The following is a 21619-nucleotide window of genomic DNA, read 5'->3' on the forward strand; positions in this document are numbered from 1 at the left end:
GTCCCGGCAGGTGCCCAGGACCGATGCAGTCTGCTGACGTTGCCGTCAGGCGTTGCAGTCAGGACCTCCTCGTCCCGAAGAAGGTCAGGGCAAGATCCAGGGTTGACCCTGAGGGTATGACCCTGAGGGTATTTGCGCATGTCAGCGCTTGAAGGAATCCTTGGTCCTCTCTTTCTCGCCCCGCATCTTGCCCCGTGCTTCGAGGGCGGCGCCCTTTGCTGCGAGAGTGTCTTTATGAACCGCGTGGGCCGCCTTCCGCACGGTCTTTCCGACGACCTCTTCGGCCTTTGCCTTGGCTTTCTCTCCGGCACTCATCTCAGTACCTCCGCGCAGTCTCACTGGCCGAGTGCCCTTGAGGAGCAGGGACAAAACCACCTTGCGGGGCGCCCTGATCTGGGATGCACGAGGTCCCATGGGTCTGGAGGAACACGAGGGGGCCGGAACCGCGGCGGCTGGCCGCCATGGCGAAGGAGCGCCGAACGCCTTCGCCGTTTAGATGGGCTCTAGCTGCATGTACCCCTGCCACCGGTGGTAGGTGTCTCTGCTGTCTCACTGTCCCCTAGGTGGGTTGATCTGCGAGAACGGGTTGGGGGCAGTGCTGAGCAGGCGGTGTCCCACTGTCTCGCCACGCCTGCTTGAGGTAGCCGGCGGCAGCAGCGGCACGAAGGCCGTGGACTGCCTCTATCTGGCGTCAGGAAAGCATGATCACGGCCCAGAGGCGGCCCAGGCGGCATGACGCGGCCCCGGCCAGCGGCGAAAGCCCTGGTCGGGGCGCTCTCGGGGTGGAATGACAGAACTTCATCTACCAGGGCACCCACTCGCGCGAGATCACCCAGTCGGCGAAGGCCTCGACACCGTCCACGACCGCCTCGAAGCGGGCAGCGAGTGGAAGAGGCCGAAGGCGTACTGGGCGCCCCGGGAGTTCCACGTACACCACGGTGGCGACGGAGGCGTCCCGCAGGTCGGCGGCGAAGCGTCGGGCGATGTCGACGGGCACCACGGTGTCCCGGTCGCCGTGCACCACCTCGCAGCGGCCAAGGGACCGTCACTTGTCGGGACGCACGACTCCGAGGATCTGCATCGAGCCGGCATCAGCGACGGTGACGTTCCGCCCGGGTCGGGGTGCGTGCACGATCGAGCCGTCGCCGATGTACATGCCCACGTGGCTGGCGTCCCTGTGGTAGATGATCAGGTCGCCTGGGCGCATATCTTTGATGTCGATGCGTGCAAGCTGACGCCACTGCTCCTGCGACGTACGTGGGATGGGGCGTTTCGCGGCGGCCCAGGCTTCTGACGTGAGTCCGGAACAGTCGAACGAATTCGGTCCCTCGGCGCCCCACTCGTAGGGTTTGCCGATCTGCAGGCTCGCGTAGGCGATGGCCTTCTCGCCCTGCGCGCTGGCCTCTCCCTTGATGTCCTTGATGATGCCGGAGCTCAACCACGTCGATTGCGCTTCGGCCCCGGTTTGCCGTTCCATCGCAAGGATCCGCTCCAACTCCTGCTTCTTCAGCCTCGATTCGAGTTTTTCCGCGGCGGAGATACGTTCTTCGATCTTCGTCTGAGCGTTCGCCTGGGCCGTGCGACTCGCCTCCAGTTTCCGTAACTGGTCCGAGGCGTCCCTGGCCTTTTCCCGTAGGTCTTTCTGTGTTGTCGTCAGCGCGACCAGCAGCGCCATGGTGCCCTGCTGGACCTGGCGCGCCAGACTGACGTCGTTCAGAACCTGCTGGGGATCGTCGCTCAGGAACAGGTGGGCCTCGGGTGGCAGGCCGCCACTGCGGTACTGGGCGCGAGCCGCCGCGCCTGCGCGCGACTTCAGTTCCTCCAGCCGCTTCTCGCCCTTGGCGACATCCTCGGCGAGCGCGGTCACGCGATTGGACTGTTCCTCCGCTTTCTCCTCCGCGGTGTTGTACGCATCCGTAGCGACCTCCGCGTCGTGATAGAGGCGGTCCAACTCCTTGCGTACCTCGCCGAGAGATGTGGGCCGGTCCGGCCGTGGCTCCGGGGTGGGAACCGCGAACGCCGCGCCCTGCGCGGTTACGGTGATCGCACAGACCAGGGCCACGGCTGCTGTCGTCCGGCATCGGTGGCCGGTCATACTCCGCCTCATCTTGGCTGCTCCGTCATGCATCGAGGGCCATGGATGTTGTGCCGCCCCACGGCACAACAGACAGAGGCAGGAACCCATTCGTCCCGCCCGCCCCCACAACGGGCGTATTCCTACGGGCGGTTCAAGAGAGGCGGGCAAAATCGCCGACGCCGACAAGTGAGGATCAGGCTGAGCGAGCCGGCTTCGCGAGAAGTCTGTCCCGGAGCTCGCCGGCCTCCTCGGTCATGCCCAGTCGCACACAGATGTCGTGCGCCTGTTCCCAGCATGCACGCGCCCAGGACCGCTGTCCCATCCGGATCAGTGCGTCGCCGAGAATCCGCGCGCCCGCTGCCTCGCGCCGGTCGATCCCCAGCTCTCGGCTGAGCACGATCCCTCGCTCGGCGAAACGGGCTGCCGACTCGGGCTGGTCCAGGTCCAGGTAGGCTTCGGCAACCTTGATGAAGTTGCCGGCCTGCACGTGGCGCTGTCCGTCGACGCCGAGGATCTCAAGACTTTCCTGGTGTCTACGCAGAGCCTCCGCCGGCCGACCGAGGCTGCGCAGTACCTGCCCGAGCCGGTACAGAGCTTGTGCTCTGCCGTGCTGATCGTCGAGACTGTCGTACAGGCCCAACTGCCGATAGGCGCCGTCGAGCAGCGACGGGTCCGATCGTCCGAGATCCAAGCGCTTCTGGATCATGTTGCCCAGGGCGAGCGCCTCGACCGATCGGTCTCCTATGGCGCGGGCGATGGTGACGGCGCGACCGCCCAGCTCCGCGGCTTCGCGGTGGCGGCCGGCATGGGACTGCAGGATCGCGTAGACGTTCAGCGCCATGGCGTGAACCGTGTCGTCGCCGGCGCCGACCGACAGGTCGACGGCGCGGCTGGTCAGCTCGCGTGCGCCTTCGCTGTCGTCCACCTGCATCAGCGCGCCCCCGAGCATGTAGCAGACCCGTCTCTCGGCGCGACGGTCACCGGTACGGCGTGCCTCGGCCGCCACTGTTCGCGCGACGGGGATGACATCGTGCCAACGGTGTTCGGCCATCAGCAGTGGATCGAGGGCCAGCAGCAGGTCGGCGGCGCCCGCGGTGGCCGTGTGGGCGACCTGCTCCACGAGTTCCAGCGCCGCAGTCAGTTCCCGGGCACCCCACGCGCACGCCTCTTCCGCATCGGTGAAGGTCACCCCCCGGTGCTCGGTGGGGATGAGCGACGCAGGGGTGGTGTGTCCCGGGCGGATCAGGCAGTACGCGTTGCGGGCGGTGGCCACCAGCAGGTCCAGCAGACGCGTGAGCGCCGCGGCGCGAGTGGTCGTCGACTCCTCCTCCTGGACGCGCTGCCTCGCAAACAGCCGGAGCAGATCGTGGTACCGGTAGCGTCTGCGGCTCGGTGATTCCACCATGCCGACATCGACCAGCGATTCCAGCAGGGGTTCGGCCTGCTGCGGGGGTAGATCGAGAACGGCCGCCGCGTCGACCAGACCCAAGGTGTTCGACGCCGGCAGGGCCAGCAGGCGGAACGCCCGCGCCTGCTGCTGGTCGAGCTGGCCGTAGCCGAGACGGAAGCAGGACTCGACGGCCAGGTCCTCGATCCACAGCTCGCCCAGGCGCTGCCGCTCGTCCTTGAGCTGGTCGACCGTGTCCGTGATGCTCCAGTCCGGCCTGACCGCGAGTCGAGAGGCGACAATGCGTACGGCCAGCGGAAGCCCGCCGCACAGGTCGACGACGCGCAGGATCGCGAGGCGCTCGGCCGCGGTCCTGGGTCCGCCGACGATACGGGCGAACAGATCCGCTGCCACCTGCGGCTGGAAGACCTCCACGGCTACCCGTCCGGTGGCCGGAAGGGCGGCGAGCCTGGATCGGCTCGTTACGACGGCGGCGCACCTGCCCGAGCCGGGAAGGAGCGGGCGGACCTGCTCCGTGTCATGGGCGTTGTCCAGTACCACCAGGACCCGCCGCCGGGCCAGGATCGATCGGTACAGTGCTGCCCGTTCCACAAGGCTGTCAGGCATGCCCTGGTCCTTCTCACCCAGGGCTCGCAGGAATACCGCCAGCACGGCCGCCGGGTCGGCCGGTGTGCCGTCCACGCCGCGCAGGTCCGCGTGCAGTTGCCCGTCGGGGAAGTCGTCCCTCACCTTGTGGGCCACGTGAACGGCCAGTGTGGTCTTGCCTGCTCCGCCCATGCCGGTGAGTACGGCGACCGGGACGGCGGTCCCGGAATCATCCGACAGGACCGCGCTCAGTCTGTCCGTCTCCGCTTCGCGGCCGGTGAAGTCGGCGAGATCGGAAGGTAGTTGGGCCGGTCTCACCGTCGATGCCCGGGGCCCGGTCTCGGCCGGGGGTGCCAAGAGAGACGGGTCCGAGGCCAGCAGCTGCCCGTGTAACTCCCGCAGTGCGGGACCCGGTTCGATACCGAGTTCCTCGATCAGTGTGTGTCTTGTGTCGTGGTAGACCGCCAGTGCTTCCGCCTGTCTGTCGCAGCGGTACAGCGCAAGCATCAGCAGCAGGCGCAACCGCTCTTTCAGCGGATGGGCCGCGGTGAGTGTGATCAGCTCGGGTACGACGTCCCGGTGACCCCCGAGTTCCAGGTCCAGGTCCACTCGGGTCTCCGTTGCGCTCAACCGCATTTCGGCGAGCCGGGATCGTTCCGCGTCGGCGAAAGGCCCGGGAACTCCGGCCAGCGGGACGCCTTTCCAGTGGTCCAGGGCCGTGCGCAACAGGTCCCTGGCCGCAAGGGTGGCACCTTTGGTGTTGAGCTCTCGGGCTTCGTGAAGCTGGTGCTCGAAGAGCGTGAGATCCATTGCCCCGTCGTGCACGCGGACGGCGTATCCGTTGGCGACCGAGACCAGAACAAGGGGAGCCTGGGTCTTTTCCCGGTCCGGTTCGAGTACACCGCGCAGCCGGGAGATATATGTCCGCAGCACCGAGACGGCTCCGGTCGGCGGGTCCTCGCCCCAGACGGCGTCGACGAGTTCCTCGACGGTGGCGGGCCGTCCCTTGAGCAGCAGCGTCGCCAGTACGGCCCGCTGCTGCGGTGACCCGAGCGGCACTTCGCTGTCGCCAAGCCATGCCTGTAAAGGCCCCAGAACCGTGAACCGCAACTCAGCAACGCCGGTTGTTCTCATTGGTGTTCGCGCCCTCACAGAAGCGTTCTCTGCGGTCGACCGTATCCGTCGGCGAACAGCGTGTGGGGGTATGGCGTTCTGCGTATCAGTCTGTCCCGCCGGCCTGAAGCACCATTTCGGGAGTATCTATCACTATATTTCGGTCAGTGATGAGGGGGATATGAGTTGATTCTCACAGGGCGCATGGTGTCCTCCCCACAGAGGACCGGCTGTAGTCGTCACCCCTGCAGGAGGGTGCTCAGAGGCGCCCCTGTTCGCTCGGCCGCTGATGCATGGAACGCGTGGGAACAGGGGCGTCCGGCTCCTGTGCCGGTGCGGCGCCCAACGCCACGAGGCGTTGCCGTACCTGCCGCATTGCTTCGGTGCGCGCGGGCGTCAACAGACCTTTGCCCTCGAGATGGGCCCACAGGTTGAGGAGTTCGCGGCCGTGCGCCGCGGCGGCCCGGTCGTCGTGCAGCCACTGCCACGCGGCCGTGGCCCGCATCACATCGTCCCCGGCGCGCGTGTCGCCCAGTCCGCAGCGGATCCGTGCGACTCCCAGCGACAGCACGGTGGCCAATCGGTGGTCGCCGTCGACGTGCGCGACGTACGCCTCCATCGCCCTGGCCTCCAGGGAGTGGGGATGATCGGCACCGTGATCGCTGGTGAGGCGCTCGTGCAGCGCGGCGGCGAGGGCGGAGGCGTGTTCCGTGTCTCCCTGCAAGACGGTTTCCTTGATGCGATGCACTCGGTCGGCGAGCGAGGCGGGGACCGGGGTTTCTTCGGCGGTCTCCCGTGCGGCACCTGCGGCGACGACGTCATGGCGCCGCCCCGTTGGGTTGTCGGCGCTGGTGGGCGCGGTCTCGTCCCCGTCCGGTTCGGGGATGCGGCTGGAACCGTCGGGCGCCACCTCGATACGGAAGGTGCGGGCATCCGGTCGGTCGAAGACCGTGGCCTGCACTGGCTCCTGGCGGGTGCGCGCATGACGCTGGAGCAGATCGAGGATCGCTTCGTGGATGGATTGCCCCACGGCAGCGGTGACTCGTTCGCCGTTGAGGACGGCCGAGCTCTCATCGGAGACGTGCACGTCGAAGAGGGAAGGTTCGAGGGCGGGTTCGGAAGGTGTCATGGCTGCTGTTCTCCGTCGTCGGGTGGATCAGGGTTCGCGCGTCGTGACCTCGGGCATGCGCAGATCCCTTCGCCAGGCGTGAACGGGGGCTGTGTTCATGCCTCTCGACGGATTCGGGACGGCGCCGGTTCAACGCGGCAGGCCTCGTCGAAAGAGCACCCGCGGGGTGGGCTCGGTCACCCTCCCCGGGCTGTCACCGGTTGCCTCCGGCCGTTGTCGGTCGCCTCCCGGCCGTCCCCGTGCTCGCGGCTTCCGGCAATTCGCCCGGCCCGACCCGCAGTCTGCGTTGATCACCGCGCCGGAATCGCGTAACCGCCTGGCCCGGGGCCGTGTTTCGGGCATGTCATAGGTCGTGCCGGCCTCCGAGCCGACAGTCTGTGGCTCCGGGCGACCAGCTAGGGTCCGGCTGGTGGACGTAAGTGGTGCAGATGATGTGAAGTTTTCTGTCCTGGGTCCCGTGCGGGCGTGGCACGGCAAGACGGAGGTGGGCCTCGGCTCGCCCCAGCAGAAAGCGGTACTTGTCGCGCTGTTGCTTCGACGGGGGCACCCGGCCGCGGCCGGAGAACTGGTCGACGCGCTGTGGGGCGAGCACTCGCCGCCGGGCGCAGTGTCGGTCCTACGTACGTATGTCTCACGCTTGCGCAAGATCCTGGAACCGGACCGGGCGGCGGGCCAGAGCCCGGGGCTGGTGGTCTCGGTCGCCGACGGCTACGCGCTGCGCGTTGCGCAGACCGCCCTGGACCTGGGCGTCTTCGAGCAGCGAATGGCGCGGGCCAAGCAGTTGAGGGCCGCGGGCGATCTGCCGGAGGCCGGGGAACTGCTGCACATCGCTCTCGACGCCTGGTCGGGCACACCGCTGGCCGGGATACCCGGGCCGCTCGCCGAGTCCGAACGGTCCCGGCTGGCCGAGCGGCGGCTGAACGCGCTGGAGACCAGGATCGAGGTGGATCTCCAGATGGGGCACCACGCCGAGCTGGTGCCCGAGCTGAAGATGCTCTGCGGCGATCATCCGCTGCGGGAGCGGCTGTGCGAGCTGCTGATGCTGGCGCTGTACCGCTGCGGACGGCAGGCGGAGGCGCTGGAGGCGTACTGGGCGACCAGGCGGAAACTGGTGGCGGAGCTCGGCATCGAACCCGGTCCCGCGCTGCGCGAGACACATACGAGGCTGTTGGCGGCGGACCCGGGGCTGGCCGCGTCCGGCCCGGCCACCGATCTGGTCACGGCGGTTGGGCCGGGTCCCGTCGGAGGCGGGGGCGCCGGTCTTGCCGCGGGGCCCCGTGCGGCCGACGAGGCGATCGCCGGTGCCGGTGCGGATTCCGGTGCTGATCCGGGTGCCGGTTCGGGCACGGCAGCCGGGGCGGACGGAGGGCTGACCGGAAGTCCTGGAGCGGCCCGAGCCGGCTCCCCAGTCCCGGGTGACGCTGTGGCCGGTCCCGATCGAGCCGACGGGGACCTTGCGAGAGCCGGGCCGGGCGGGGTGGCGGCGGTTGCCGATGACCCCGCCGCCGCGGTGGCGGCCGATCCGGCAGGGAACATGGCATCGGCTGGTGACAACCGGGGAACTGGCGAGGACGAGGACCGGGACGGAGCGGGACACGTGCACCGGGCCGCGTCCGGTGCCGCCCCAGCCGCCGGGCCGCCCGCCGCCTTGGCGCCGCTTCCTTCCCAACTGCCCGCCGATTTGCCGGCGTTCACCGGACGCCTCGCCGAACTGACCAGGACTCGCGCCCTGCTCCCGGAGGGCGGATACCCCTCCACCGTGGTCATCAGCGCCATCGGCGGGATGGCGGGCATCGGCAAGACGACACTGGCCGTGCACTGGGCCCACGAAATCGCGCCCCGCTTCCCCGACGGCCAGCTCTACATCAACCTCCGAGGCTTCGATCCCGGCGGCGCGGCCATGGACCCCGCCGAAGCCATCCGTGCCTTCCTCGGGGCCCTCGGCGTCCCGCCGCAGCGTTTTCCGGCCGGACTGGACGCGCAAGCAGCGCTCTACCGCAGTCTGCTGGCCGGCCGCCGTGTGCTGATCGTCCTGGACAACGCCCGCGACACCGAGCAGGTCCGGCCGCTGCTGCCCGGCACGGCCGGCTGTCTGGTCATCGTCACCAGCCGCAATCAGCTTCCCGGCCTGGTCGCCACCGAAGGCGCACACCCCCTGACACTCGATCTGCTCTCGCCCGCCGAGGCCAGGGAGCTCCTGACCCGCCGGATCGGGCACGCCAGGCTGGAGGCCGAGCCGGAAGCGGTGGACGAGATCGTCGCGCTCTGCACGCGGCTGCCCCTGACGCTGGCCATCGTGGCTGCCAGGGCTGTCACCTACCCGGAATTTCCGCTGTACGCCATCGCCGAGGAACTGCGTGAGAGCCACGGCAGTCTGGACGCGTTCACCGGTACCGACGCGGCCACCGACGCCCGCGCCATCTTCTCCTGGTCGTACCACGCCCTGCCGCCTGCGGTGGCCCGGCTGTTCCGGCTGCTCGCGCTGCACCCGGGACCGGACATCGCTGCCCCCGCGGCGGCCGCTATCGCCGGACTGCCCCTGCGCGAGACCCGCTCGCTCCTCGCCGACCTGGCCCGCGCCCATCTCCTCACCCAGCACACCCCCGGTCGCTACACCTTCCATGACCTGCTGCGCACCTACGCCGCCGAAATCGCCGACACCCTCGACACCGAGGGCGAACGGCACGCGGCGCTGCACCGGATGCTCGACCACTACCTCCACACCGCGCACCGCGTCTCCGCGCTGCTCACTCCCTGCCGCGAGACGATCTCCCTGCCCGAAGCCCAACCCGGCTCCGCTGCCGAGACGTTCCGCGATCAGAAGCGGGCGAAGGCATGGCTGGTCACCGAGCGGCGGGTGCTGCTCGCCGCCGTCGAGCGTGCCGCCGAGGCCGGTTTCGCCGCGCACGCCTGGCGGCTCGCCTTCACCCTGGACCTGTTCTTCGACCGGCTGGGCCAATGGCACGACCAGTTCAAGATCCAGCGAGCCGCGCTGGCCGCCGCCCGGAGCGTCAAGGACCAGCTCGGACAGGCGCATGCCGAGCGTGCGCTCGGCTTTGCCTGCTTCCGGCTGAACCGCATCCAGGATGCCGCCCGTCATCTGCGCAACGCGCTGGACCTGTTCGCTGCACTCGGCGACACCATGGGGGAGGCCCGGACGCACCGCTCGTTGGCCTTCCTGGCCAACCACGACGGCGAGCGCTACCACGACGCGCTCGACCACTACCGGCAGGCCAGCATGCTGTACCACGGAGCCGGCTACCGCAGCGGGGAGGCCAGCGTCTTCAACGAGGTCGGCTGGACGTACATTCTGCTCGGGGAGCACAAGGAGGCGCTTGCCCAGTGCGCGCAGGCCATCGCGCTGCATCAGGAAGTCGGCGACCTCAACGGGGAGGCCGCGGCGCAGGACAGCCTCGGCTACGCCCTGCACCATCTCGGGGAGTACGACGAGGCCATCGACTGCTTCATGCGTGCGTTCGAGCTCTACCGGGAGCTCGGCGACCGATATCTGGAGGCCGACACGCTGGTACACATCGCCGGCACCCGGCATGCGGCGGGGGACCGGGATGCGGCCCGCACGGCATGGCAGCAGGCCTTGGCCATCCTGGAGGAGTTCGACCACCCCGACGCCGAGCAGGTCCACGACTGCCTCCGCCGACTCGAAGAGGAGGGGAAGGAGGCGGCCGGCCGGGGCCCTGAGCCCGAGCACTCGGTGATCGTGCCGGATTCCGGGCGATCGGGCACCGCAACGGAGCCGCCGCGGCCCGCTGGTGAGCCGCGGCAGTAGGGACGCGGAGGTGTGCCCGGCCCGCGGCGGCCCGGCCCGCCGACGGGCCGGCGGGCCGGGGTGGAAGCCCAGGACGGCCGGTGGGGTCACACCCGCGCCGCCCGCACCGGCCGCTGCGCGTCCATGGCGACCCCGCGTTCCTCCAGGGCCAATCGCAGGGCCCGAAGGGCGTAGTAGACACGGGACTTCACAGTGCCCTGAGGGACGCCGAGAGCGACGGCGGCCTCCTGGGTCGTCCTGCCGACGAAGTACGTCTCGTACAGCACCTCGCGGTGTGCGAAGGACAGTGCCTGCAAAGCGTCGCCGACCACCACGGAGGAGAGCATCTTCTCGATCTCGTCCGCCTCGGTGGACAGTTCGCCCAGCCAACTGCTGCCGTCCACCTCGCGCGGACGTGCCAGTCGCCTCCGGTGCCCGTCGATCACCAGATTGCGGGCCACCCGGAACAGCCAGGGTCTGAGTAGGAGCCCGCCGACACTCAGGTCCTGCCTGCTCCAGCACCGCAGCAGGGTCTCCTGGACGATGTCCTCGGCCCGGTGACGTTCCCCGCCGAGCAGGCGCACCACATAGGCGTAGAGCGGGTCCACCTGCTCCTCGTACAGTGCGCGCAGCGCTCGTTCCCGTGCGTCCCGCGCACCGGCCGATCCCATGACGGACCATTTCACGACGTACTCCCTCGGTCGTCCGACCCCCGTGGGCCGAGAGCTGTGAGGGCCGCCGGCTCGGCTGCCCTCGCTTGCCCGGAGTCTTTCGGGACCGGTTCCACGTCGCGTTGACGGTCGATTGACGCCTCATACATGACCCAGTGCGTCCAGGTGCCTTTCGACGAGACGGAACAGCTCGATGTCCGCCGCTGTCGTCCCGCCCCGCTCGACGAGCCGCTTCCACAGGGCGAGCAGCCGGAGGCCCTGCTCGACGGCCTCCCCGTCGTTCTCGAGCCGGCGCCAGGCGGCCGTGGCCCGGGTGACGTCCTCCCGCGCACGCGGGTCGCCGAGTCGGCATCGGGCCCCGGCGAGTTCCAGGGAGAGGTCCGCGCAGACGGGATGGTCGCCGTCGAGGTGAGCGATGTACGCCTGCATCGCGAGCGCTTCGAGGGCGTACGGGTGCTCGGTGCCACGGGCCCGGGCGATGCGCTTGCGCAGTGCGGCAGCGAGCCCCGCCGCACGCTCCAACTCGCCTGAGACCACAGCCTCGTTGATACGCGCCACCGGCTCGGCGAACTCCCCCGGCACCGGTGCCGGGACCGTTCGGCCGGAGGGGGTTTCCGCGCTAGGCGTTCGCGCTCCATGCGGACGGGGCCTGTGGCGCGGTCCGCTTCGTACTCCCATTGTGTTCGCCAGGGGGGCTCCGGCTTCTTCCGCCATGAGGGCCGCAGTCTCGTCGTCCGCCGCCGGTGCCACCTCGTCGAGGAGTCGGCTCGAGCCGTCGGGCGCCACCTCGACACGGGTCGCGCAGCCGTTGAGCCGGTCCAGGATGGTCGCGCCCACGGGGGCGCCCAGGGCCAGGGCACGTAGTTGCAGCGCGTCGAGCACCGCGCCGTGGGCCGTCTGTCCGGCCCTGCCCGCCGGGACCGGTTCGCCGTCGAGCATCACGGTGCCGTGGCGGGAGATGAACACGTCGAAATGGGCCGTGGTCCGGGGCATGGCTACTGCTCTCCGTCGTCGGGTGTCTCGGGGGACTCCTGTGGTGTTCCGCTCGAGGTGGGGGTGGGGGTGGGGCTGAAGGACGGCGGCGGGGCGCCGAGCCCCTGGTACTTCGCGAACAGCGCCCTGATGCCCACGACATAGCCCTGGGACTGATTGGTGGTCGGGATGCCCCCCGCTTCGCGTACCGCGTCCACGCCCGCGTCGTAGGCCACGAGCGTCAGGTCGAGCACGCTCCCGATGGCCTGGCCGCTGTCGAGGAGCCCTTGGACTTCCTTGGCCAGAGAGCACAGGTAACGGCCCTGGGCCATGATCGAGTCGGGTGCGTCGAAAGCTGACACCTTGTCGTTGTCGTCCTCGTCCTTACCGAACTCGTCGAACACGGCCGGGGGCAGCTGCGAGATCCCCTCGGAGCCGTCCGGGCCGACCAGCGTCGCGTTGAAGTTGGACTCCCGCTCGATCTGTGCGGCGATCACGATCGGACCGATCACGTCGCAGATCGCGCCCGCGTTCTGAATGGGTTCCGCCAGATCCGACGGCACCTGGTCGGGGTCCAGTTCACCCTTCCCGTCACCTTCGAACACCTCAAGGATCTCGTTGGCGTCGTCCGCCGGGTCCGAGCCTCCCCCGCCGCCTCCGAACAGCAGGATGAGAGCGATGAGCGGGGCGAGGAGCACCCCGAAACCCCCGATGATGATGATCACGATGACCCCGCCGAGCAGCACGGCGGGCGACATCAGACAGCCGAGACCGCCTGCCGCGCCCAGGGCGATTTTCGTCGCGTTGGCGTTCCCCGACGAGCCGTCGGCCTGACCGCCCGCCCCTGTACCTCCGCTCATGAGCACATCACGCTCTCCTCCTACTTCTCGCTTGTCGTCGCTTGTTCGAAATGAGTCACCGAAGTCTTGAACCGGTGCGGGTGGGCTCCCGTTGTGGCTGTCTGACGGATCACGACGGACTCGAAGAACGCAACGGGACTCGAATTGAACCGGTTCAAAGATGGATGTATCGATCGTCAGGAGAGGGGGTGGGACGCGCATGAGCGTCCCCTCAGCGGCGCCTACCGGACCGCAGATGTGGGTGCGGGGACCGACCTCCCAGCAGCCCGCCGGGGAGCAGACCGCTCCCGCGCCGACAGGCCCACCGCAGGAAGTAGCGGAGCGGGCTCCCTACGCGCAGCAGCCGGAAGTCCTGGACCGGCCAACGGTGATGATGCGGCCCGTGTCCACCGAGGAGCCGGGGGACGCCGACCGGGGCGGGCACCCCGACCCCCAGCAGCAGCCGAGGCAGCCGCAGCGCCCGGGCCGGACCCGGCAACGGGCGCTGTCCGGCGAAGGGGTCGGCTGGGTCGGGGCGCACGGTGGTGCCGGCGCCAGCACCCTCGCGAAGGTGCTTGGCGGCACCGACATCGGGTGCCGGTGGCCCGACGCGTCCCGGGGCGAGCCGGCCCGGGTGATGCTGGTGGCGCGGACGCACGCCGACGGTATGCGGGCGGCGTCCAGGGCACTGGACGCCCTTCGTGAGGGGCGGCACCCCAAGGGCATGGAGCTGGTGGCCCTGGTGCTCGTCGCCGACGCGCCCGGCCGCCTCCCTTTCCCGCTCGCGCGTCGGGTCCGGGTACTGCGCTCCGTCGCACCGGTGCGCCGCGTCTCGTGGATCCCCGCCTGGCGGATGGGCAAGCAGACGAAGAACCTGCCCAAGGAGGTTTTCCGGCTGGGCGCCCTGGCCGGGACCCGGCCTGCCGAGGCGGGTGAGCCACGGTGACGGACACGGCCGGCACGGGCGCAACGCTCGCCGCTACCTTCGCCCCCGGCGCTGAAGCGGATCAGCTGCTCGGCATCCTCGCCTGGTGCGCCACGGCGGCCGGGGTCGGCGGCGTGATCACGGTGGGCCTGATGATGGCGCTCCAGCTCCGCCGCGGTGACCCGGGCGGGGGCGGAGAGCACTACCGAGGCTTCTTCTTCGTCATGCTCGCATGCGTCCTGGCCAGTACCGCGGGACCGATCGTGACCTTTCTCGGCCCGCTCTCGCTCTGAGCAACTGCCAGGGCCCGCCGGAGGGTTCCATGGGCAGGCCCCGGAACCTTCCGGTCCGTAGGGCCCGTACCACCCGCACCGCTCTGCCGGCCTTCCCGGGCCTTCCCGAATCCTCCGGGCCGCCTGGACTCCCGGACTGTGCGGGACCCCCTCTTTCCTCTTCCTTTCCTCAGCCACGCGTCAGTGGCGAACGACCTCGCAGGAGATTCCCATGAAGATGATCACGCCTTTTCTGATCAAGGCCGCGGTGCCCAGTCCGGTGCGCAAGGCACCGCCCGAGCTAACGGGCAAGGTGGACACGGTGCTCGGCATAGCCGCATGGGCAGGCACCGCCGCCGGTGTCGCGGGCGTTCTGATCACCGGCGCGATGATGGCCATCTCCCTGAAGCGCGGCGAGAGTTCCGAGCACATGGGCCGCCTCGGCATGGTGCTGGGCGGCTGTGTGTTGGTTGCCACCGCGGGCCCGCTGGTCGGATTCGTCTTCAACTGACCAGAGAGGTCGGACATCGTGTTCAGACGCAATCGGAGGAATGCCGGGGCGGAGTCACCGTTCTGGAAGCAGCAGGGATGGATCCTGTCTGCGACCTTTCTCGCCGTCGCTCTCGTCATGGCGGGGGTCACCTGGCTGACGACGGGCGACGACGAGCAGGCCGATCGGGACATGGCCGCCGGAAAGAAGGGGCCGCTGTCCTCCCCCGCCGCGAAGGGCGGTGAGGGGCAGCGCGGCGACGGCCGGCCGGACGGCTGCCGCACCGACGACAGCGACGAAGCGAAGCCGACGGCGCCACCCGACGACATCGAGTGGCGGCCCCTCGGCGTCTCGAAAGTTCCCGTGTCGACCTCGGCGGGCCCGCTCAGGTCCAGCGGTCCGGTCATGTGGTGCTTCGCCCATACACCCATGGGCGCGGTGACGGCCGCGCACATCATTCCCACACACATGAGCGGCAGCGACTGGCGCACCGTCACCGAGCAGCAGGTGGTGGCGGGGCCCGGGCGGGACATTTTCGTGGCCCAGCGGTCCACCGTCCCGGAGACGGCTCAGAACGGGAGTGCTGTCGGCTCCTACGCGGGCTTCGCAGTGGCCTCGTACTCCCCGGACGCCGCCAAGGTGCAACTCCTCATCAAAAACGGTTCGGGCGGCTACGGATCGACCTTCGTCGCCGTGAAGTGGGAGGGCGGTGACTGGAAGGTGCAGCCCAAGTCGAACGGATCTCTCTACACGTCGATGACGACCGTGATGGGAAACGCCGGATTCATCATGTGGAAGGTGTGACATGGCGTGCCCTACCGGAAACCCTCTTGCCGACGCCGTCGTAGGTTTCTTCTCCTTCCTCGGCAACCCGATCGGCACCATCGTCGAGGGCATCGCCAACGCCGTGCTCGCAGGCGCGATCGCGGTCTTCGGTGAGCTGACCACCTCCATCCCCACGCTCTCCGCGTCCGGGACCTCGCAGCAGGTCAACCAACAGACACAGTGGGTCGTCGTCTATACGGCGGTCGGCTCACTGATCTTCGCCTCGATCCGGATGGCTCTCGAACGGCGCGGGGAGGCGGGGGCGACCGCGCTCAAGGGCCTGCTCCGGGTGATCCTGGTGGCAGGCGCCGCGACCACGGTGGTGACCCTTCTGGCGGGCCTCTCCGACCGGTACGCCGACTTCCTCTTCAAGAAGGGTGCCTACGAGCAGCTGACCAGCAACATCGGCTGCCAGGAAGGCAACGGCATCGAGTCGTTCCTGCTGCTCGTCCTCGCTTTCCTCCTGCTCATCGCCGCCATCCTGCACACCATCCTGCTCTATATCCGCCTCGGCGTGATGATCGTGCTGCTGGGCACGCTGCCGCTGGCCGCAGCGGCGTCCATGACGGACTGGGGCAACGGCTGGTGGCGCAAGCACATCGGCTGGATGATCGCCTGGCTGCTCTACAAGCCCGCGGCCGGACTGGTCATGTACGCCGGCTCGGCGATGATCTCGGACGGTCCCGACAACGACATCCACGAACGGATCGCCGGTATCGGCGTGATGCTTCTGTCGGCCGTCGCCCTGCCCGCGCTGCTCAAGCTGGTCGTGCCCGCGACCGCGGCGCTCGGCGGCGGAGGCGCCGTGGGGAAGGGAATGGCGACCATGGGCGGCGCCGTCGCCTCCGGGGCCAAATCGCTCGGTACCGGCTCCTCCTCCGCCGGCCAGGGTGGATCCGCGGGAAGCACCGGGCCTTTGGGCGCTTCGGGCGGTTCGGGATCCTCCGGTTCCTCCGGCGGTGCGGGTTCCGCGGGCGGCGCCGGCGCGGCCGGTCAACAAGGCGGTGCGACTGGAGGCGCCGCCGGCGGTGGTGCGGCAGGAGGCGCCGCCGGTGGTGCGGGAGCTGCGGCGGCCGCCGCGGGTCCCGCCGGTGCGGCGCTCGGTGCGGCGATCGGCGTTGTCCAGGGAGTGGGGCAGGTGGCGGCCGGCGCCTTGGACGGAGCCGACGGGGACGCGGGCCACAACAGGTAGCGGTGGCTGCGCCGGCGCGTACCGCCACCGGGCGGGAGGGCGGGCCCACCAGGGTCATGCCCCCGGCCCGGTCCCGTCCGTCGGCCCGGCCCAGCCCCGGCACATGGCCGCAGTCCCGCCGCCCGGCGATCCGGCAGTACGTCCGCAAACAAAGCAGCCAACGCACCAGACAACGAAACAGATATGGAAGGAAGCAGAACCATGGCTACGGAAGCCGTTACGCATCCCACCTACGGGAACTGGCGCCGGCCCAGGAGGCCAGGGCTCGGCCCGCTCGGTCTGATCGGCACCTTCGGAGTGTTCGGCGGGCTGGTCCTGGTGCTGCTCGCGTCGCTGGTCTCGCTGATCGCCGCCCTTGTGGTGCTTGTCCCGCTCGTCGTCGTACTCACCCCGCTGACTCTGCGGACCCAGGACGGGCGCAACCTCTACCAGCTGATCGCCCTGCGCATCGGCTGGATGCGCCGTAAGTCCAAGGGCGCGCACGTCTATGTCTCCGGTCCGCTGTCACAGCGCCCCGGCGGCCGGTTCCGGCCCCCCGGCCTACTGAACCGGGTGACCGTCAGCGAGGGCCGGGACGCGTACGACCGTCCCTTCGGCGTGTTGCACCACCGCAACCGCAACCTCTACACCGTCGTCCTCGGCTGCGAACCGGACGGTGGCTCCCTGGTCGATCCCGACCAGGTGGACGTCTGGGTGGCGATGTGGGGCGAGTGGCTGGCCCGGCTGGCCCACGAGCCGGGACTGCGCGGCGCCGCCGTCATCATCGAGACGGCCCCCGATCCGGGTACCCGGCTGGCCACCGAAGTGCTGCCCCGGATCTCGCCGGACGCGCCGCCCGCCGCGCGCGCGGTGATGGAGGAAGTCGTCCAGCGCTACCCGTCCGCCTCCTCCGAGATGCACACCTACATCACCCTCACCTACGGCATCCCGCCGGGCCAGAAGCGCAAGCACGAGGACGTGATCACCGACCTGGCGATCCGTATTCCGGGGCTTCTCAGCGGACTGGTCGGGGCCGGCGGAGGCTCGGCGTATCCGCTGTCCGCGGAGCGGATCGCCGAGGTCGTACGGGTGGCCTACGACCCGGCCGTCGCGGCGGACGTCCTCAGCGCGCGGGCCCAGCACGGCGGCACCGGATTGGAGTGGGAGGACGCGGGACCGGCCGCCTGCGTCGAGACGGTCGACGCGTACCAGCACGACTCCGGGGTCTCCCGCAGCTGGATGCTCACCCTCGCCCCACGCGGCACGGTGCGCTCCAGTGTGATGCGCGGCATGCTGGAGGCCGCCCCGGGGACCCGTCGCAAGCGGGTCGCTCTGCTCTACCGGCCCATCGACCCCGCGACCTCGGCGCGCATTGTCGAGGCGGATCGCCGCAGCGCCCAGTTCATGGCCACTTCCGGGCGCGGCATGGTGCAGGCCCGTGCGGCTTCCGAGGTGCGGGCGGCCGAGCAGACAGCCGCGGAGGAGGCGTCGGGCGCGGGTCTCGTGGAGTTCTCGCTGATGCTCACTGTCACCGTCGACTCCGCCGACCAGCTCGGCGACGCGAGCGTGTCCGTACGCAACCTCCTGGCCACCTCGCGCGTTTCGATGCGCCCGGCAGACCGGATGCAGGCCGCGGCGTTCAGTTGCACCTTGCCCACCGGGATTCTTCCGTGGGAGCAGACACTGGTCCCGCACGAGCTCCAGGAGGCGCTGTGAGCGGGAACCGTTCTCAGGAGCGTGTCCTGGACCTCGGCGCGGGCTGGGCGCCGGGGGCGTCCGGCGCCACCACCGCTCTGAGCGGCATCACCGTCACGGATGCGGACACGCAGGACGACACCAAGAAGGGTGGCCGGAAAAAGACCAGGAAAAAGGCCAGGAAGCAAACCAGGAAGGAGGCCAAAAGGGAGAGCGGGGAGGAGAGCAAGGGCGGGGGCAAGGACCACTCCGCCCGACGGGTCCGTGAACAGTACGTGCCCCCCCGCGGCTGGCCCGGCCCCGGCGGCGGCCGGGTCGGCTATATGGATCCGCCGACCATGTGGCGCGCCACCACCGTGCAGGCGTGTGGGCTGTGGCCGTTCGCGGCCGGTTCCGGTGCGCCGATGACCGGAGTGCCGCTCGGGCAGCACCTGTTCACCGGGGCGACGGTGTGCGGCGACCCGCTGTCGTGGTTCACCCGGGCCCGGTACATCTCCAACCCGTCCCTTTTCATGCTGGGCATGCCTGGTCTGGGGAAGTCGACTCTCGTCAACCGGATGCTTATCGGGCTGTCCGCCACGGGTGTGGTGCCGCTGGTGCTCGGTGACCTCAAGCCGGACTACGCGGACACCGTACGGGCCCTGGGCGGTCAGGTGATCTCCATCGGGCGCGGCCTGGGTGGCATCAACGTCCTCGACCCGGGCGCGATGGGAGCCGCCGCCGCACGTATCGGCGGCGAGGCGGGCCGGATGCTGATCGCCGAGACCCACGGACGTGTCCTCAACATGGTGGCCGCGCTGATCACGATCGTGCGCGGGCGGCCGATGGACGACCACGAGCAGTCGGTGCTCTCCGCGTGTCTGCACCATCTGCGCGAACACACCCCACAGGGCCGCACCTTGCTCCTGCCCGACCTGCTCAGGGTCCTCAACGAGGGACCGGACCGGGTGCGCGCGGTCACCCTGGACCGCGGTGACGACGGCCGGTACCGCGACGCGGTCGATCCGCTGCACCGCTCGCTGCTGGGCATCCTGGACGGGCCGTTGGGCGGCACCTTCGCCTCGGACACCTCGACCCGCATCAATCCCGATGCCCCTGCCGTGTGCATCGACATCTCCCGTATCGGCGAGGCAGACACTCAGCTGACGGCGGCCGCGATGCTCGCGGCCTGGTCGGACGGGCTCGGTACGGTCGCGGCCTCACACGCCCTGGCGGACGCCGGACTCGCGCCCCGGCGCTGGTTCTTCACCGTCCTCGACGAGCTGTGGCGTCCGCTGCGCGCCGCCTCCGGCATCGTCGACCGCATCGACGCCCTGACCCGCCTCAACCGCTCCCTCGGTCTGGGCGACGCGAAGATCACTCACACCCTGAAGGACGCCGAGGCACTGGGCACCGATTCGGACCGGGCCAAGGCCCGGGGCTTCGTCGAGCGGGCCGGCATGGTGGTGTGCGCGGGCCTGCCGCGGGCCGAGATGGAGGAGCTGGGCAAAATCGTGGGCCTGTCCCGGCGGGAGATCGAGCTGGTCTCGTCCTGGTCCTCGCCGCCCGGCTGGGCGAGCACCGGGGCGAATGAGGAGCCGCCGGGGCGCGGCCGGTTCCTGATCAAGGTAGGCGGGCGGCCCGGTATTCCGATCAAGGTCGCCATCACCGACACGGAACAGGGGCTGCACGACACCAACACCCGCTGGACCTCCAACGGGTACGCCGAGGAGCGGGCGGCCGAGCGAGCCGCGGCCGAGGCAGCCGCGGTCGCCGCCGGTCCCGGCCCCGGTCCCGCTCTCGAAGACCTCGGCCCCGCCGTGGACCTGTCCCGTCCCGCCGTGGACCTGTCCGATCCGTCGAGCAGGTGGACCGCGTGAGCCAAAAGCCCGGTGGCCTGCAGGGCAGCGATCTTGCTCCCTGGGCGATCGTGGCCGTCGCCGCCGTGAATCTGGTGCTTTTCGGTGTGACCTGGCTGGGCGGCACACTGGGTGCGGCGGCTACGGGTGCTGGCTGGAATTCGCCGCCCTTCGCCCTGTCGACCTTCGCCGCCCTGGTGACGGACGGCCCGCGCCGACTATGGCCGGGCGCCTCCCCGTACGCGGTGTACGGAGGAGTGGTGGCCCTGTTCGCCGTGATCGCCGTCCTGTTCGCCCTGGCCGCGATGAGGGTACGGGAGGTGCGCTCCCGCACCAAAGGCCTGGCCGGCAAGCGGGAACTGGCGGCCATGGCACCCAAGGGCATCTCCGCCCGCGCCCGTGAACTGCGCCCTTCACTCAAGGGCATCGAGGAACTGCACCCGGACGAGACTGGCAATCTCCTCGGTGATCTGGAGCCGTCCGGGCCCGAACTGCGTTCCTCCTACGAGGATGTGGAGCTGGACCTCATGGCGCCGCGCGCCGGAAAGTCCACCGGTATCGCCATCCCCCGGGTGCTGCGGGCACGCGGGGCGGTGCTCCTGACCTCCAACAAGTCCGATGTGTACGCCGTCACCCGCGCCGAACGGGCCAAGATCGGCACGGTGTGGACGTTCGACCCCCAGGGCATCGCCCACACCCCGCGCGGCATGTGGTGGGACATGCTCGCCGAGTGCGTCACCATCGAGGGCGCCCGCAGACTGGCCGGACACTTCGTGGCCTCCGTCAACGACGACGCCTCGCAGAAGGACTTCTGGATCTCGGCCGCGCAGAACACCCTGACCGCGCTCTTCCTCGCCGCGGCACGCGGCAGGGCCCCGGTGACCGACCTGCTGGGATGGCTCGCCGACCCGGCCGACCGTACGCCGATCGACCTGCTGCGCGAGGCGGGGATGACGGCGATGGCCGAGCAGTTGCAAGGCACTGTGCGCGGTGCGGTGGAGACTCGTGACGGTATCTACGAGACGGCCCGGCAGTGCGTGGCCTGCCTGCTGGACCCGGAGATCCTCGCCTGGGTGACCCGCGACCCCAGCCTTCCGCAGTTCCGGCCGGAGCAGCATGTGCTCGGCCGTGACACGTTGTACCTGCTGTCCAAGGACGGCGGCGGCTCGGCGGCCGGGGTGATCGCCGGCATCGCCGACGCCGCGATGCGGGCGGGAGTGGTCGCCGCCGAGCGGATGGGCGGCCGGCTGGACCCGCCGATGACGGCGGTCCTCGACGAAGCCGCGAACGTCTGCCGCATCTCCGATCTGCCCGACCTCTACAGCCACTTCGGCTCCCGGGGCATCAACGTCGTGACCCTGCTTCAGAGTTACCGGCAGGGGGCGCGCGTCTGGGGTGATGCCGGCATGGACGCGCTGTGGAGCGCCGCCACCGTCAAGCTGCTGGGCGCGGGGCTGGACGACGCCGACTTCGTGGAGAAAATCTCCAAACTGGTGGGCCAGCACGATGTGAGTACCGTCAGCGTCTCCAAGAGCAAGGACGGCTCCTCCCGCTCCGTCTCCTACCGCCAGGAACAGGTGCTGCCGCCCGACAGGATACGGGCGCTTCCGAAGGGCACGGCGCTCCTGCTCGCCACCGGTGTACGGCCCGCGCTGATCCGGCTCCGCCCCTGGTACAAGGAGCCGAACGCGGGCCCCATCTCGGCGGCGGCGAAGGCAGAGGTGGAGGCAATCACCGAGCGGGCCGCGCAGGCGTGGTCGAAGGTGACCCTGACGAAGGAGGCGGGCGACCCGGTGGAGTCGGCCTGAGAGGAGGCGTAGGGGCGCCGGCCAGGAGCGGCCCG

17 protein-coding genes are annotated in these 21619 nt (G+C 69.9%); 9 read left to right on the forward strand and 8 right to left on the reverse strand.

Annotated features, from left to right (window positions below; translation table 11 throughout):
- Positions 1-141: 141 nt before the first annotated feature.
- The 5 genes from OG735_RS17485 to OG735_RS17505 all read right to left on the reverse strand — a co-directional run bounded on the left by OG735_RS17485 (position 142) and on the right by OG735_RS17505 (position 6312).
- Entirely contained in the window at positions 142-315 is a 174-nt protein-coding gene (locus OG735_RS17485) for a hypothetical protein (protein ID WP_327324107.1), read from the reverse strand.
- 487 nt (positions 316-802) lie between these two features.
- Positions 803-1021: a hypothetical protein gene (locus OG735_RS17490; protein WP_327324108.1), complete on the reverse strand. Its 219-nt coding sequence runs from the start codon at positions 1019-1021 to the stop codon at positions 803-805.
- Between the two features lie 24 nt (positions 1022-1045).
- The gene (locus tag OG735_RS17495) at positions 1046-2095 is read right to left on the reverse strand and encodes a C40 family peptidase (protein WP_327324109.1); all 1050 of its coding nucleotides are present in this window, start codon (positions 2093-2095) and stop codon (positions 1046-1048) included.
- A gap of 175 nt (positions 2096-2270) precedes the next feature.
- Entirely contained in the window at positions 2271-5129 is a 2859-nt protein-coding gene (locus OG735_RS17500) for an AfsR/SARP family transcriptional regulator (RefSeq protein ID WP_327324111.1), read from the reverse strand.
- Between the two features lie 313 nt (positions 5130-5442).
- Entirely contained in the window at positions 5443-6312 is an 870-nt protein-coding gene (locus OG735_RS17505; RefSeq protein ID WP_327324112.1) for a hypothetical protein, read from the reverse strand.
- A gap of 433 nt (positions 6313-6745) precedes the next feature.
- Here OG735_RS17505 and OG735_RS17510 point away from each other — a divergent pair, with 433 nt between their 5' ends.
- The gene (locus tag OG735_RS17510; protein ID WP_327324113.1) at positions 6746-10099 is read left to right on the forward strand and encodes an AfsR/SARP family transcriptional regulator; all 3354 of its coding nucleotides are present in this window, start codon (positions 6746-6748) and stop codon (positions 10097-10099) included.
- 86 nt (positions 10100-10185) lie between these two features.
- On the opposite strand, the gene OG735_RS17515 is transcribed toward OG735_RS17510, so the two are convergent.
- The 3 genes from OG735_RS17515 to OG735_RS17525 all read right to left on the reverse strand — a co-directional run bounded on the left by OG735_RS17515 (position 10186) and on the right by OG735_RS17525 (position 12581).
- On the reverse strand, positions 10186-10764 hold the full coding sequence (locus OG735_RS17515) for a sigma-70 family RNA polymerase sigma factor (RefSeq protein WP_327324114.1): 579 nt from the start codon (positions 10762-10764) through the stop codon (positions 10186-10188).
- A 126-nt stretch (positions 10765-10890) separates the two neighbouring features.
- Positions 10891-11742, reverse strand: coding sequence for a hypothetical protein (locus OG735_RS17520; RefSeq protein ID WP_327324115.1), 852 nt, complete (start codon positions 11740-11742; stop codon positions 10891-10893).
- A gap of 2 nt (positions 11743-11744) precedes the next feature.
- Entirely contained in the window at positions 11745-12581 is an 837-nt protein-coding gene (locus OG735_RS17525) for a lytic transglycosylase domain-containing protein (RefSeq protein WP_327324116.1), read from the reverse strand.
- 199 nt (positions 12582-12780) lie between these two features.
- Here OG735_RS17525 and OG735_RS17530 point away from each other — a divergent pair, with 199 nt between their 5' ends.
- From OG735_RS17530 to OG735_RS17565, 8 genes are all read left to right on the forward strand, one after another.
- On the forward strand, positions 12781-13506 hold the full coding sequence (locus OG735_RS17530; RefSeq protein WP_327324117.1) for a DUF6668 family protein: 726 nt from the start codon (positions 12781-12783) through the stop codon (positions 13504-13506).
- Positions 13503-13778 (forward strand): hypothetical protein, encoded by a 276-nt coding sequence (locus OG735_RS17535; RefSeq protein ID WP_327324118.1) that lies wholly within the window; start codon positions 13503-13505, stop codon positions 13776-13778. The genes OG735_RS17530 and OG735_RS17535 overlap by 4 nt, the downstream gene beginning before the upstream one ends.
- A gap of 211 nt (positions 13779-13989) precedes the next feature.
- The gene (locus OG735_RS17540) at positions 13990-14268 is read left to right on the forward strand and encodes a hypothetical protein (RefSeq protein WP_327324119.1); all 279 of its coding nucleotides are present in this window, start codon (positions 13990-13992) and stop codon (positions 14266-14268) included.
- 18 nt (positions 14269-14286) lie between these two features.
- Positions 14287-15051: a hypothetical protein gene (locus OG735_RS17545; RefSeq protein WP_327324121.1), complete on the forward strand. Its 765-nt coding sequence runs from the start codon at positions 14287-14289 to the stop codon at positions 15049-15051.
- A gap of 1 nt (position 15052) precedes the next feature.
- On the forward strand, positions 15053-16264 hold the full coding sequence (locus tag OG735_RS17550) for a hypothetical protein (RefSeq protein ID WP_327324123.1): 1212 nt from the start codon (positions 15053-15055) through the stop codon (positions 16262-16264).
- A gap of 201 nt (positions 16265-16465) precedes the next feature.
- Positions 16466-17959, forward strand: a complete 1494-nt coding sequence (locus OG735_RS17555; RefSeq protein ID WP_327324124.1) for an SCO6880 family protein — start codon at positions 16466-16468, stop codon at positions 17957-17959.
- 302 nt (positions 17960-18261) lie between these two features.
- Positions 18262-19797, forward strand: coding sequence for an ATP/GTP-binding protein (locus OG735_RS17560; RefSeq protein WP_327328357.1), 1536 nt, complete (start codon positions 18262-18264; stop codon positions 19795-19797).
- Positions 19794-21584: a TraM recognition domain-containing protein gene (locus OG735_RS17565; protein ID WP_327324125.1), complete on the forward strand. Its 1791-nt coding sequence runs from the start codon at positions 19794-19796 to the stop codon at positions 21582-21584. The genes OG735_RS17560 and OG735_RS17565 overlap by 4 nt, the downstream gene beginning before the upstream one ends.
- Positions 21585-21619: the final 35 nt, after the last annotated feature.

This window comes from Streptomyces sp. NBC_01210, assembly GCF_036010325.1.
GTDB lineage: Bacteria > Actinomycetota > Actinomycetes > Streptomycetales > Streptomycetaceae > Streptomyces.

Excerpts from the sequence above, each read along its gene's own strand:
- OG735_RS17485 (WP_327324107.1), bottom strand. The coding sequence starts at position 315 with ATGAGTGCCGGAGAGAAAGCCAAGGCAAAGGCCGAAGAGGTCGTCGGA.
- OG735_RS17495 (WP_327324109.1), bottom strand. The coding sequence starts at position 2,095 with ATGACCGGCCACCGATGCCGGACGACAGCAGCCGTGGCCCTGGTCTGT.
- OG735_RS17505 (WP_327324112.1), bottom strand. The coding sequence starts at position 6,312 with ATGACACCTTCCGAACCCGCCCTCGAACCTTCCCTCTTCGACGTGCAC.
- OG735_RS17520 (WP_327324115.1), bottom strand. The coding sequence starts at position 11,742 with ATGCCCCGGACCACGGCCCATTTCGACGTGTTCATCTCCCGCCACGGC.
- OG735_RS17525 (WP_327324116.1), bottom strand. The coding sequence starts at position 12,581 with ATGAGCGGAGGTACAGGGGCGGGCGGTCAGGCCGACGGCTCGTCGGGG.
- OG735_RS17530 (WP_327324117.1), top strand. The coding sequence starts at position 12,781 with ATGAGCGTCCCCTCAGCGGCGCCTACCGGACCGCAGATGTGGGTGCGG.
- OG735_RS17540 (WP_327324119.1), top strand. The coding sequence starts at position 13,990 with ATGAAGATGATCACGCCTTTTCTGATCAAGGCCGCGGTGCCCAGTCCG.
- OG735_RS17550 (WP_327324123.1), top strand. The coding sequence starts at position 15,053 with ATGGCGTGCCCTACCGGAAACCCTCTTGCCGACGCCGTCGTAGGTTTC.
- OG735_RS17555 (WP_327324124.1), top strand. The coding sequence starts at position 16,466 with ATGGCTACGGAAGCCGTTACGCATCCCACCTACGGGAACTGGCGCCGG.
- OG735_RS17560 (WP_327328357.1), top strand. The coding sequence starts at position 18,262 with ATGGATCCGCCGACCATGTGGCGCGCCACCACCGTGCAGGCGTGTGGG.